Genomic DNA, 13,601 nt, shown 5'->3' with positions numbered 1-13,601 from the left:
ATGCAATGAATGAAACAGCAGCCGTTATCCCATTTATATCAAATGATTGCCTAAAACTCTCACAGCCAATGACACAATTTGCAAACAAGCCTTATAATGAAAAATATCAAGATGAAGGAGAATGACATATGTCTGTGCAAATAGCCCAACAACAGGAAGAGCTTACTGAACTCATTGAACGTTATTCATGCCGGGACGGTGTTCACAAGACTGCTGTTCCGTCTTTATTTTTCATCAGTGAATCTCATCCTTCCGAACCGGTTTATAGCGTTTACAAGCCATCATTTTGTTTTATCGTTCAAGGTGAAAAAGAAGTATTGCTTGCAAAGGAGCGCATTAGGTACAGTCCTGCTGACTACCTTGTGGCATCTGTTAACTTGCCGGTTGCCGGACAAGTGATAAAAGCCTCATCTGATGAGCCTTATATGGCTCTTAAACTTGAATTTACTCCGAGCCAAGTCTTAGAGGTTTTAAGTGATTCTGACTTTCAAGCAGGGCTGAAAAAACACACGAAGAGGGCTATGTTTGTCAGTAAAATAGAGCCAGCTTTGCTGGATGCAGTACTCAGGTTGGCCTCTTTGCTGGACACCCCGAAAGACATCCCAGTACTTGCCCCTATTTTTACAAAGGAAATTCTTTATAGAGTTCTGCAAGGGCCGCATGGACGCACTTTGGAGCAAATCGCGATTGAGGGGAGCTATACCTATCGAATCAAAGATGTCATTGAACACATCATGAAAGACTTTGACCGGCCTCTTCGAATTGAGGAGCTTGCAGATATAGCGAATATGAGTGTTTCTTCCCTGCACAGGCACTTTAAAGCTGTGACCGCTATGAGCCCGATTCAGTTCCAAAAACAGCTGAGACTTCAGGAAGCCAGACGCCTATTATTAATGAAGTCAACAGATGCCGCAGATGCTGCATTCCGGGTCGGCTATGAAAGCCCCTCACAATTCAGCCGTGAATACTCCCGCATGTTTGGTTTGCCGCCTAAAGAAGATATCAAACGGCTGAGGGGAAAATCTGACTAAATGAGCAACGGGGATCTATATTTTATAAAAACGATACTAACTGTTTTTTTGATAAGTAAACTTTCGACTTCCTTCTCATCTCTAAACAATAAAGGCTGAAGGGAATTTTCATTTTTAAAAATCACCTTCAGCCTTAAACCATTTGTTTTTATGGCTGTTCCTCTTCATTTGGATAAAGGACAAACTCATATCGATCCCCCTCTATCTGGTCCTTATAGAATTCAATCTTTCGGTTTAATACCAGCAGGTTTTGCTGTAGAGCTTGAATTTCTAATTCGACCAAGTGCTTACGTTTTTCAAGTAAATGCATTCTATCATGAATCGTTTCATCACCCATTTCTCGCCATGCTGTATATTGTTTTAGCTCTTCCATCGACATTCCTGAATCTTTCAAATGGAGCAAAAATCGCATCCATCCGATATCATGATCCGTATATTCGCGTATATTATTCTCATTGCAATGGGGAGTCAGGAGCCCTTCCTTTCCATAATACCTGAGGGTACTTGTTGGCACACCGATGATGTTTGCAAATTCTCCAATCGAATAAGAAATCATAGCCACCTCTTTCGGTATCCATTTCTTGACGGGGGAAAAATCAACACACTTATTTTTAACCTGCCCTTCGGACGCAAAGAATGCTATCTTGCGTCACTTATCCGTGAAGACTTTCCGTTTTAGGCCTGCTTTTGAGCTTAGCCTCATTTTCGCGCAATTTCCCATCGTAATCTTCAATTTTTGTATCTAATCTTTTAATTGTTTCATCAATTTCTTTCCGCTTCTCTATGAGCCGCTGTCTTTCATCAGCCAGGATATTCTTGCGAGCCTCTACCGTACGATCTCCTTCAGTAAATAACGTTGTATATTCAATTAACGCTTCTATCGATAGGCCTGCATTTCGCATGCATTTAATGAATTCTATCCATTTGATATCTTCTTCATCATAATCGCGAATGCCGCTTTCTTTTCGTTTTACCGGCGGGATTAATCCGACACGTTCGTAATATCTGAGTGTCGCCGCTGTGAGGCCGAACTGCTTTGCCACCTGCGCAATATTCATACTTTTCACCTCTCTGTCCTTCATGTTTTGAAGGTAACACTTAAAGTTAACTTTAAGTCAAGCAGAAACAAGTTTTAGCAGCTGAATCTTGTTTCAAAAATTCAAGACTTGCCTTAAAGCACACTTTAAGCTCTATACTTCTCCAGGCAATAAAAACAGTTTAGATGGAGGGATTGCTAAATGGCAAAAAAACAAACTGCTGGACGAGATATACTAGGAGAATTTGCGCCAAAGTTTGCTGAAGTTAACGATGATGTCCTGTTCGGTGACATTTGGGCATGAGAGGATGAACTGTCTCCGCGGGTCGCAGCATGATTACAAGTTTCTTCGTTAATTGCCGGAGGAAACATCGAACAATTAGCTCCGCACCTTCAAAAAGCGAAGGAAAACGGATTATCAAAAGAGGAAATGGCGAAAATCATCACTCACCTCTCGTTCTATGCCGGGTGGCCCAAAGCTTGGTCAGCATTTCATATTGCAAAAGAAATCTTTAAAAATGATGAAAAGAAAGAAGGTCAACTGATGACATTTGATCAATTAAGCAACAGCACAATCTTTCCGTTAGGTGAAAAAATAGAAGCAAACTTTATCGGGGATGCATATTTACAAATGATATTTACCGATGAGATGCCGCTCAATGCTTCAATCGGGAATGTCACTTTTGCTCCGGCAGCCCGCAATCACTGGCATTCTCATAAAATTGGGCAAGTTTTGTTAGTGACAGGCGGTAAAGGCTGGTATCAAGAAGAAGGAAAACCAGCTCAATTACTCAAAACTGGAGATATCATCAATATTCCGCCCCATGTAAAACATTGGCACGGTGCGACCAAAGACAGCTGGTTTGTGCACTTAGCCATTACGCCGGGGGAAACGGATTGGTTAGAGCCTGTTCATGATGAGCTATATTATACCTTATAAGAATGTTCTCATTTTGAGTTAAGCCAAGCTATCATCTATCAATTCAAATTGAGATGAGGTTTTTTTCAAAAAACCCTTGCCTTAAAGCTGACTTTAAGGTTTATCGTTATGTTGAAGACACCATAAACCATTAATAAGTGCATGTTTTAACGAACAACACTTATGATAAAGAAAGGATAGGTTCATATGTGTAATCAACATCAAACTCGTGTATTAAGCGTATCACATGCAAAAGCCAAATTTGAGCAAACGACGATTGAGCGAAGAGAATTACAGCCGCATGATGTCTTAATCGATATAAAATTCAGTGGAATTTGCCATTCAGACATCCATAGCGCATTTGATGAATGGGGCGGAGGCATATTCCCAATGGTGCCCGGACATGAAATTGCCGGTGTCGTAACAGCTGTTGGAGCAGAAGTGACTAAGTTTGCAGTCGGAGACCGCGTTGGTGTCGGCTGTTTTGTTGACTCCTGCGGAGAATGCGAATACTGTCTCAGCGGCGAGGAACAGTTCTGCACAAAGGGTGTTGTTCAAACCTATAACTCACTAGACTACGATAGAAATCCGACGTATGGCGGGTACAGCCAAAAAATCGTTGTCACTGACAGATTTGTTGTCCGTATTCCAGACAGTTTGGAAATGGATGTTGCGAGTCCGCTATTGTGTGCAGGTATCACAACGTATTCCCCGCTGAAGCACTGGAATGTTGGGCCTGGTAAAAAGGTTGCCATTGTAGGCGTTGGAGGTCTAGGACATTTAGCAATTCAATTTGCACATGCGATGGGTGCGGAGGTAACCGTCCTGAGCCGCTCCATGAATAAAAAAGAGGAAGCTCTGGAACTTGGGGCAGATCATTACTTTGCTACAAGTGACCCAGCTACATTCACTGCATTGGCCGGGCGTTTTGACGTGATCTTAAATACAGTATCCGCAAATCTTGATGTAGACGCCTATTTATCAATGCTTCGTATTGACGGAACACTTGTAAATGTCGGAGCACCTGCTGAGCAGGACACATACAGTGTGTTTTCCTTAATCATGGGTCGCCGCAGCATTGCAGGTTCCCTTGTCGGCGGAATTGCCGAAACTCAAGAGATGCTTGATTTCGCTGCTGAACATGGCATCGTACCTAAAATCGAAGTAATCCGCGCTGACCAAGTGGACGAAGCATACGAACGTATCCTCCGAAGTGATGTCCGTTATCGATTTGTGATTGATATTTCCACATTGTAAGTCGAAAAAATGGGTTAGTCCTTAAATGGGCTGACCTGCTTTTATTTAATAGAAATTCACGAAAAACGGCCTCCTTAAGCAAATGTTTTGAAGGCCGGTCAATCTACCTGTTATTCTATGGGCATAGAGAGGTTATAGGAGGTTTTTTTTATGAGCAAAAAAATTGCAGTTCTCGTTACAGACCAATTCGAAGATATCGAATATACAAGTCCGGCAAAAGCATACGAGGAAGCTGGCTACAGTGTCGTAGCTATCGATTTGGAAGCTGGCAAAGAAGTTACCGGTAAGCATGGCGAGAAAGTAAAGATTGATAAAGCAATCTCAGATGTGGATGCAAGTGAATTTGATGCACTTTTAATTCCTGGGGGATTCTCTCCGGATTTGCTTCGTGCAGATGATCGCCCTGGTGAATTCGCGAAAGCATTCATCGAAAATGAAAAACCGGTTTTCGCTATTTGCCACGGCCCGCAAGTACTGATTGATACTGATCTTCTGAAAGGCAAAGATATCACAGGCTACCGCAGCATCCGCAAAGATTTAATCAATGCCGGCGCAAACTACAAAGATGCAGAAGTAGTCGTCAGCCACAACATTGTCACAAGCAGAACACCTGATGACTTGGAAGCATTTAACCGCGAATCATTGAATTTGTTGAAATAATGAGAAGGCACAGACCGTTTGGGTCTGTGCCTTCTTTCAGTAATTGAACTTGATATATGACATGAAAATCCCATTATTTTATTTTAAGACTCCTTGTTTACATTCTGAAAGACAGCAGTCGCATCCCACACATTCAAGCCAAATTGACCTTCTGAGAATGTGGAATCATTTGCATCGATCACAAGACGATCATCTAAATAGATGTTAAAGTGATCGCCCCGTGCTTCAGTTTTCAGATGATACTTTTTATTTACGTCTATCGGCGTTTTGTATTCAGCAATGACAGTAGCGACACCGTTCTCAAATTTAAAGAATTTCACTAGGTCATGCTTAGCATCCACGTTGGCAAGATAACCGTTTTTGGCATCTTTATCAGAGCGAAACATAAGCGCCCCTGCCCCTCTTCCGTTTCCATCCTTAATGGTGATATCAGTTTCATAGGTGAAGTCTGATCCGGATGCTGAAGACAAGATAAAGGAATCGCCGTCTGACCTCCCTTGTTTCCCCTCAATTGTGTCGGCCCACGTGCCGTTTACAGTCGTCCAGCCAGTCAAATTTGAGATAAAAGGCGACATTCCCCACACCTTTTTTAAAGGATAGATCGTTAAAGATTTTAGCTTTACACTGCCATTTTGAGCATATAATTCAAGACCTTTGCTTGATCTATCCGGGAAAATGATATCAGTTATCACCTGCTGTCCGTTATTCCCAAATACCTCAACTGAAGAGCGGTCGACAAAAACACGCATCTTTAACTTTCCATTTACCGGTTTTAGCGGAGCTGTTTGTATTCCGGTGTTAAAGGTCGGATTAAAGGTGACGTTCCCCGACTTGCTCCGGTCAACGAACAGTTTGGCGTTCTTTCGATCATAGCCGACTTTTGTGAATTGATTTCTGCCTGTTCGAACTTTAAAACCAAATTCAGGAGCTGAACCTGGAGATACTTGAAACTCTGCATTTAATTCATATGCATCTCCAGACAGGCCCGCTAACACATTTTGGCTTGCGGGCGATATGGTCTTTTTCTTCCACTTCTTAGAGGTCCCGCGAATGGTTTGCAGCTCTTTTACTGGCGTTTGGACTACTCTAACTCCTCCAGTAAGCGTTTTCAATTTTAACTCTCTTGGAATGGAGGCTGCACTTCTCCATGGGGATGTAGGAACATCATTCGCATATTGCCAATTGCTCATCCAGCCTAACCAAAGCCGCCGGCCGTCCGAGGCTGGAATATCAGACCAGGATACAGCCGCATAAAAGTCTTTGCCGTAATCCGTCCAAAGAACTTTGTCTGACGGATTTTCATTTTTAAAATGCGTCCCATCAAAGTCCCCTACAAAATATTGCATGCCTGATCCTCCCGAAACCGCCCCGTTTCCGACACTGACCTGCATCACCCATTTTTTTTCATTCGGATTGCCGTCTACCGGAAGCTCAAACAAATCCGGGCACTCCCATACTCCCCCATGACTTCCTTGCCCCTGTCCAAATTCACTTGCATACGTCCACTGCTTCAGATTTTTGGACGTATAAATAAGGATCCGGTCTCCGGCCGCAAGCACCATCACCCACTTGTTTTCTTTTTCATACCAAAAGACCTTTGGATCTCGAAAATCTTTTTTTCCCGGGTTTGGAATGACAGGGTTTCCAGCGTATTTCGTCCACGTTCTTCCTTTGTCATTGCTATAGGCTATGCTTTGCACTTGATGGCCTTCCCGATCCTGTGTATAAATGGCCACAAGCGGCTTCTCTTTGCCTGTTTGAAAACCGCTTGTGTTATTCCTGTCTACAACTGCGCTTCCAGAAAAGATTGTGCCTTTGTCATCCGGAGCCAGCGCAACAGGAAGGTGCTCCCACGTAACCAAATCTTCGCTCACGGCATGCCCCCAATGCATGGGGCCCCACTGAAGCCCGTATGGATGGTATTGATAGAACAAATGATATTCTCCAGCATAATAGACCATCCCGTTTGGATCATTCATCCAGTTTGCCTCCGGTGTGAAATGATATTGAGGACGATAATCTTCATCATAGTAGCTTGAATCTGCTGCCTCAACTGAAAAGGCGATAGTGAACAGCAGGGTAAACATCATAATGACTTGAATAAGTCTCTTTTTCATTTGTTTCGCTCCTCTCTTCATGTTTGATCACTTTCAAGAGAGACTGCTGCGCAAGTTGATCCGTTTCTGGCAATTCTCCTCTGTTCGCTGTTATCCGAATGATTGATATATGGTAGATTGCTGCAGTTTCCCTCTTCTTTCTTACATCACACAGCTTATGCTAAAAATCCAGCCCAATATCCAAGAATCCCGATAATAAAGATCCCGATAATAATGAGAAGAGGATTCACCCCTTTGCGTAGCATCCATGCCACCAATAACGTTAACCCTAAAGGCAGCGCACCCGGCATAATGCTGTCTAACACATTTTGTACGGTTTGAACATCCACTTTTCCGCTTTCATCCTTAATCCTGGACACAACGATTGGAATGTTGATCGTGGTCCATTTGGAAACGAGAGCTCCCATGACAAATAACCCGAGAATTGAAGCACCCTCTGTAAGCTTTTGAATGCGATTCCCCGCTAAATCCTGCAGAATCTCCATTCCTTTTACATAGCCATACTTTAACCCGTAATATTTTGTGCTTAATCTTATGGCGTTCAGCAAGAAAAAGAATAACAAAGGGCCGGCAATGTTTCCTCCTAAAGCGAGGGATGCCCCTAACGCAGCTAAGACCGGACGAACCGTTCCCCAGAAAATCGGATCGCCTACACCCGCTATCGGGCCCATCAAACCGATTTTCATTCCACTTATTGCTTTTCCATCAATTCCTTTATTGTTCGCCATTTCTTCTTCCATGGCTGCCGTCACGCCGAATATAGGCGCTGTCAGCCACGGATGAGTATTAAACCATTCCAAATGCCGCTGCAGTGCTTCGTTTCTTTTCGCTCCGGGTCCGTACAATTTTTTGATCGCCGGTATCATGACATAACAATATCCCATGGCCTGCACACGTTCGAAGTTAAAGGAGCCAAGCAAAAAATTTGAACGAATAAACATGCTGAAAATTTCTTTTTTCGTTAACCGTTTTTCTTTCTCCATTGTTTCATCACCCCTCATTGTTTAGGCATCAAGATCATCATCGTCATCATAAACAGCCACATGGCCACTGTCTGATGCGGCGGCCACCGCTCCGTGCGCGTTATGTTTTTGCATCACCTGCTGGTATAAAAGCGCCAGACAGAGACCAAGAGCTCCAAATCCCACTAAGTTAAAATCGGTAAACGCCGCTAATAAGAAACCGATATAGAAAAATGGCTTTAAATAAGGAATATTCATCATATTGATCACCATGGCATACCCGACAACAACAATAATGCCTCCTCCTATTTGCAGCCCTTTTGTAATCACATCCGGAATATTTCCGAGGAACGCCTGAACAGCGCTGACACTAATCAAAGCAACAATCAATGTAGGAATCATGACGCGCAAAGCTTGAAACACCATCGCGGTAATATGCATAATTTCAATTCCTTTTATATTTCCTTCTATTGCATATCGATCAGCGCGGTGAATGAAAAAGACAGTGATCGTCCGCACAAAAATCGTCAGCGCCTGACCCGCAGCTGCCAAAGCAACAGCGACGGCAATACCTTCTCCAATCCCCTGATCAGCGGTAATGACTAAAATGGTTGAGATGACAGAGGCAATCGCTGTATCAGGCGCCATGGCAAGGCCGACATTCATCCAGCCCAGCGCCATCAGTTCCAGTGTGCCTCCGAGGATAATCCCTGTTTTTAAATCTCCGAGCACCAAGCCAACTAGCGTGCAGGCCACAAGCGGCCGGTGTGTCTGTCCTTCATCCAATACACTTGCGATGCCGGTGATTGCTGCAATGATTAACAACAAAATAATTTGTAATGAAGACATATTCTCATCCCCTTGATTATTTTGTTACGTTCCGTAAAATCTGTACAAAATCCTCGCTGGCATCTGAAGGCAGCTGCCTCAATTCCAGTGTCACACCCAAGCCGCTTAACGTTTCAAACGCCTTTATATCTTGTTCTGTGACGCTGACTGATTTAGTGATTTGCCTGCGGTGGTTTTCAAAACGCATTCCCCCGACGTTTACGGTTTTGATCGGCACGCCTGCTTCTATAAGAGATACAATGTCGGACGGATTTTCAAACAAGAGCATCGCCGTTACTCCTTCATAGCGCGGACTATGAAACGCTTTTGCCATTTTTGAAACCGAAACGGCACTCGCTTTTACATTTGAAGGTGCAACAGAAAGGATCAATGTTTTTCTCATTTCGTCCTGTGCAATATCATCAGAAACAACGATAATTCGGTCTGCCGCATGCACTTTAATCCACCTTGTCAGGATTTGGCCGTGAATAAAGCGGTCATCAATTCTGGCTAACACAATGTTCATCACAATTCATCCTCTCTTGTTTCTTGATTGGCTGTTTTCACTTTTTCTAAATGTTCACTGCACACTTGAAAGCTTTGCTGGCTCATTGCTTTTAAGTTGTTCAGCAAATCTTTAAGGGTCAGATGTTCTCTCAGGCTTAATACCTCAAGCAGAATCGGCAGGTTTACGCCGGCTGCCATATCCATTCTTTGATCCTCAGCAATGAAAGAAGCTGCCGCGTTATATGGGGTCCCTCCAAAAATATCAACTAAAAAAAGCACTTCATTTTCTTCCGGAATATCCTTGAGCGCCTGTTGATATTTTTCTTGCAGCGTTTGAATCCCTTCTCCTTTAAAAAACGGCACTGCAATCAGGTTATTTTCTTCACCGAATATCATCCCTGAAGACTCTTTTAATGCTATGGGAAAATCTCCATGACCACTGATAATAACTGAAATCATATCCATTGCTCCTTTCTTTGTTTTGTACATCCATTTATAATGCAAGGATCGTGCCAACAAAGTTGTGTTAAGCGCTTTCATTTGAATTTCAGCCAATGACATTCTGTTGTTGAAACACTTGAAATCAAAAAAATAAACCTGTATTAAAATGGCGTTCCATTTAATACAGGTTCACATGAAAAAACCGCTTTTAAAACAGCTGGCCATGCACTTCTTCAGCGAAGATGGCGGCAATAAATAATTTTTCATCATCACTTATGCGAAGCCCAAGCTTTTGTTCATATGGGGCTAATGTCCGCTCTGTCACGTTTACCATTTCTTTCAGCTGATCATTTATTTCTTCTTCCTCTGAGAAAGCAATCGGATTCTGCTTAATCACCCTTTCAAAGGCGAACGCCGTATGCATGATGACTTTGATCAAAACTGCATTATTGAAAATGACTCCCAGCTCATCTTGAACAGTTTGCAGCCACTCTAATAACATTTCGTTAATATGATGGGGGTTCAAAAAGACAAGGTACTTTTTTAAGCTATCTTCGCAAAGCTCCCTGACAATGATATTTGCGTTCAATCCATTGCTCAAGGGGATGCTGCCTTTAGTAATCGCCTGTTGAATCAGCTTCTCTCCCTCCCCTTCAATTAACACTTCTAAAGATACATGCGGAGCATTGATTTTAGGATCTTTCGTTCCAACTGTCGCAAGGATCTCATACTCTTTTTCTATTTCTTTTATGCTATTTGCCAATTTAATGGATGAAACGGTCAATATATGAATCGGGGTATCGGAGGCCTTGTTTACGATCGTGGTCAGGATTTCTTCCAGCTTTTTGGCTGTTCCGCTGCCTGTCGTGCAGATGGAGACCAGTGCTTTCTTTTTGCCGGATGCCGCTGGCTGCCGCCCCCATAACTCAATAAAATCCTTCGTGACCGATTGATAAATTGCATGCAAATTCAAATCCAAATAATTCACCTTTCTGACAGCATCCAGCACCATTGAGGTCGTAACATTGCTGATTGTTTTAATGGAAATGCCTGTCTTTTCCTCAAGCTTACTTTCCAGCATCGCAAGTGACCCCATGTCTACCAGCATTAAAACACCTTCGCCTTCGTCAACCTGTTTCATTTTTTCCGCTACGCATTCGATAATTTCCGAAGGTGAAACAGAAAGCGGCATATCAACTGCTGCAATTGGAGTGCTTCCTAACAGTTCTGTCGCAACTTCAACCATTGAACTCGCCGTGCTATTCCCATGTGCAGCCACAATAATACCGACTCTTTTGTTTTCTTTTAACGATTTGATGGAATGAATCAGCATCGTTAGGTAGATAACCTCTATTTCCGGAATGGCCACTTTAAAATATTCCTGAATTTTTTCTTTAAAAATCATCGCCACCCGATATTCTTTCACATGAGTATCACGGATTTCATTAGTCTCCTGTGTATTTAAAACATCAATTTGCTTTCCGCGCTTTAAAAATGCGTCAATATGCATACTTAAGAAATAAATAAATTTACGGTCAAATGTGCATTCGAGCTCATGTTCAGCTATTTCTTTTAATTGTTTTGTCATTTGAATCACGTCATCTTCAACGAATGTCAGCAGGCTGTCCTTTTGAAACGCCCGATGATGAAAAAAACTTCTGACATGCAAATGGATATCAGTCAAGATGTATTGATTAATATCCTTTTTGGATAACCCTTCTTTCATTAGGGTTTTCACCTTTTCCTCAATCAAATGATACAAGTTAAATGAGAGGTCTTCGTCCATTTTTGTTGTTTCATCTTCTACAATCGGAGAGATAATCGTTGTTATATTGACATATTCAGAAATGGCTTTGCTTCTTTGCATATTTTTGCTGCTGGACATCCATTCTTGCTTGATTTCATCCGGCAGATCCCGAACAGTCAGCTCAATAACTTCATGTCTGTCAAGATTGTGCAAAAACCCGTGTGCACAAACTAACTGGACATTTGATTTCAGCTGTCCCACATTCCCAAATTTTGCAGAATGAATAAGCGCATTATAGACATCTATGTGCACACTCAGATTTTTCTTAATTCGCTCTGCTTCTTTTCCTAATAAAAACGTCGTCAGATCCACTCTTTCTTTAAGCGATCGTTCTTCAAGCGAAGGAATCTGAATGGTCATTGGGATTCTTCGCAAAAATGTTTTCAATAGTGCAGAACTCGGATTTTCTGTAGTGGCGCAAATAAACAATACGTTCGATGTTCGTTTATGTTCAGACTCTCCAAGCCGGTTATAAGAACCGCTGTCAATAAAATAAAACAGCATTTCTTGCCCCTCAGGAGGGAGACGGTGGATTTCATCCATAAAAAGAATGCCTCCATTGGCTTGTTCGACTAAACCAGCCTTATCCTCGCCGGCACCTGTAAATGAACCTTTTTTGTGTCCGAATAGTTGAGAAAGCAGTAATTGAGGATTGTTGTAGTAATCTGCACAGTTAAATGTAATAAATGGTGCACCGCTCTTCAAAATGTCAGAGTAAATGGCAAACTGGTATATCCGGTTCGCAAAAAGGGATTTACCCGAACCTGTCGGCCCTAAGAGGAGCATATGCAGACCGTTCGGCGGATAAAAGACAGCTGCTTTTGCCTGGGAGATTGCTTTCTTCAAGCTGCCTTTTGCCCCAATCATAAGCTCTAGAGGATTCGTGGAGATATGTTGATGATTCTTTTCGGGATTCCCGGAAAATGGCTCCAGGCCTTTCACTTCCATCATCTCTGTATCCCATTTTTTGTTGCATAACCGTTCCGCTATCTCGACTGGCAGGTATCGCACAGGAAATGTTTTAATTTTTATAACCTTTTTGGACCGGACGAGATTGTTCAATTCAAAACTGACATTGGACCGCTCCATTTTCAGCTGCTCAGCAATTTCCTTTGCTGAATTCCCCTGTACTTTTAAAAGATGATCTAAGCTGGAGTCCTGAAAATTATGCATGAGCTGATGGTATATTTTTTCTATTCTTTTCACGTCTATCATCCTTTGTCCTTATTAATAAGCCCTTAACAAGAATATTCCGAATCTTTATGGCGGACAGCCTTGTTTTTATCTATTGATATTCTCCCAGAAAGGTCTCTATAGCAGATTGACAACGTTACCTTTTATACCTATGTGTTTATCACTACAAATCATTTACATCTCATATTAGTATTTTAGAATCGCAGTTCTTAAGGGCAGGACCCCTTCAAAAGTAATGATCAGTAAACAGTTTATCATTCTTGAGGAATGGAATGATGTCAAAATCATGAATGACAAAAAACAAAACTTATGAACCAGGACAAACTTCCCAAAACATATTCCCGCCCATGACATCAATTGAATAACAAAAAAAGCGGACACTTTATGTGTCCGCCATAGTGATTCATGATAAGAAATCAGGATTCAGCAACTGCTCGATCTTTCTCTTTTCATGATGCAAAACTTCTTCATTCTTACAATACATCTGGAAGGTCAATGAATCAGTAAACTTAAAAACTTTATCTCCATCAGCAAAGAATAAATAATGATGATTTCTAACAGCCATCTTGCCCAGGATTGAAAAATCACCGATATGATCAATTTGATATCCCCTGCAGTTTTCAATCAAAGTGGGCGTATGATCATACAATCCGTTATCTATTATAAAAGACTTGTACGCTTTATAAGTGTCAGCAAACTCATCATCCATTATATCGTCCAGATGACATTCTCCCTCCCAGTCATTACTCAGAAAAGGCGTAACAATCGTTAGTTCGAAAGTTGATAGATAAGGAATTATCCATTGAAAAAATAGATCCTCCATATGGACCCACTGCTTTTTC

14 protein-coding genes and 2 pseudogenes are annotated in these 13,601 nt (G+C 42.0%); 6 read left to right on the top strand and 10 right to left on the bottom strand.

Annotation, left to right across the window (positions count from 1 at the left end; all coding sequences use genetic code 11):
• The first annotated feature begins 128 nt into the window (after positions 1-128).
• Entirely contained in the window at positions 129-1,031 is a 903-nt protein-coding gene (locus tag AC4CV5_RS12525; protein WP_373923693.1) for an AraC family transcriptional regulator, read from the top strand.
• Between the two features lie 148 nt (positions 1,032-1,179).
• On the opposite strand, the gene AC4CV5_RS12520 is transcribed toward AC4CV5_RS12525, so the two are convergent.
• Together AC4CV5_RS12520 and adhR are read right to left on the bottom strand one after the other, a co-directional pair.
• Complete coding sequence (locus tag AC4CV5_RS12520; RefSeq protein WP_490923186.1) at positions 1,180-1,584, bottom strand: MerR family transcriptional regulator; 405 nt, start codon at positions 1,582-1,584, stop codon at positions 1,180-1,182.
• Positions 1,585-1,684: 100 nt separating this feature from the next.
• Entirely contained in the window at positions 1,685-2,089 is a 405-nt protein-coding gene (gene adhR, locus AC4CV5_RS12515) for an aldehyde stress transcriptional regulator AdhR (RefSeq protein WP_490922921.1), read from the bottom strand.
• A 180-nt stretch (positions 2,090-2,269) separates the two neighbouring features.
• Between adhR and AC4CV5_RS12510 the strand changes: the two are divergent.
• From AC4CV5_RS12510 to yraA, 5 genes and pseudogenes are all read left to right on the top strand, one after another.
• Positions 2,270-2,368, top strand: a pseudogene (locus AC4CV5_RS12510) (gamma-carboxymuconolactone decarboxylase); the annotation flags it as partial.
• A gap of 54 nt (positions 2,369-2,422) precedes the next feature.
• A pseudogene (locus AC4CV5_RS12505) lies at positions 2,423-2,563 on the top strand (carboxymuconolactone decarboxylase family protein); the annotation flags it as partial.
• 48 nt (positions 2,564-2,611) lie between these two features.
• A complete protein-coding gene (locus AC4CV5_RS12500) occupies positions 2,612-3,007 on the top strand; it encodes a cupin domain-containing protein (protein WP_456521019.1) in 396 nt (131 codons plus the stop codon).
• A 186-nt stretch (positions 3,008-3,193) separates the two neighbouring features.
• Positions 3,194-4,243, top strand: a complete 1,050-nt coding sequence (locus AC4CV5_RS12495) for an NAD(P)-dependent alcohol dehydrogenase (protein ID WP_490922919.1) — start codon at positions 3,194-3,196, stop codon at positions 4,241-4,243.
• A 150-nt stretch (positions 4,244-4,393) separates the two neighbouring features.
• A complete protein-coding gene (yraA, locus tag AC4CV5_RS12490; protein WP_222143230.1) occupies positions 4,394-4,903 on the top strand; it encodes a cysteine protease YraA in 510 nt (169 codons plus the stop codon).
• An 83-nt stretch (positions 4,904-4,986) separates the two neighbouring features.
• Here the strand turns inward: yraA and sacC are convergent, their stop codons facing one another.
• The 8 genes from sacC to AC4CV5_RS12450 all read right to left on the bottom strand — a co-directional run bounded on the left by sacC (position 4,987) and on the right by AC4CV5_RS12450 (position 13,582).
• A complete protein-coding gene (gene sacC, locus AC4CV5_RS12485) occupies positions 4,987-7,020 on the bottom strand; it encodes a levanase SacC (protein ID WP_490922917.1) in 2,034 nt (677 codons plus the stop codon).
• On the bottom strand, positions 6,953-7,093 hold the full coding sequence (locus AC4CV5_RS12480) for a hypothetical protein (RefSeq protein ID WP_166850339.1): 141 nt from the start codon (positions 7,091-7,093) through the stop codon (positions 6,953-6,955). Before AC4CV5_RS12480 ends, sacC begins: the two co-directional genes overlap by 68 nt.
• Before the next feature lie 82 nt (positions 7,094-7,175).
• A complete protein-coding gene (gene levG / locus AC4CV5_RS12475) occupies positions 7,176-8,003 on the bottom strand; it encodes a PTS fructose transporter subunit IID (RefSeq protein WP_326221404.1) in 828 nt (275 codons plus the stop codon).
• Positions 8,004-8,024: 21 nt separating this feature from the next.
• On the bottom strand, positions 8,025-8,831 hold the full coding sequence (levF, locus tag AC4CV5_RS12470; protein ID WP_490922914.1) for a PTS fructose transporter subunit IIC: 807 nt from the start codon (positions 8,829-8,831) through the stop codon (positions 8,025-8,027).
• A gap of 16 nt (positions 8,832-8,847) precedes the next feature.
• Entirely contained in the window at positions 8,848-9,336 is a 489-nt protein-coding gene (gene levE / locus AC4CV5_RS12465; RefSeq protein WP_166850333.1) for a PTS fructose transporter subunit IIB, read from the bottom strand.
• Positions 9,336-9,776: a PTS fructose transporter subunit IIA gene (gene levD, locus AC4CV5_RS12460; protein ID WP_166850329.1), complete on the bottom strand. Its 441-nt coding sequence runs from the start codon at positions 9,774-9,776 to the stop codon at positions 9,336-9,338. Before levD ends, levE begins: the two co-directional genes overlap by 1 nt.
• A gap of 190 nt (positions 9,777-9,966) precedes the next feature.
• Positions 9,967-12,771, bottom strand: a complete 2,805-nt coding sequence (levR, locus tag AC4CV5_RS12455; RefSeq protein WP_222143232.1) for a transcriptional regulator LevR — start codon at positions 12,769-12,771, stop codon at positions 9,967-9,969.
• Between the two features lie 391 nt (positions 12,772-13,162).
• Positions 13,163-13,582, bottom strand: a complete 420-nt coding sequence (locus tag AC4CV5_RS12450; RefSeq protein ID WP_490922913.1) for a hypothetical protein — start codon at positions 13,580-13,582, stop codon at positions 13,163-13,165.
• Between the last annotated feature and the right edge of the window lie 19 nt (positions 13,583-13,601).

This window comes from Bacillus sp. NS1 (assembly GCF_058248265.1).
This window is presented reverse-complemented; position numbering and strand designations above follow the sequence as displayed.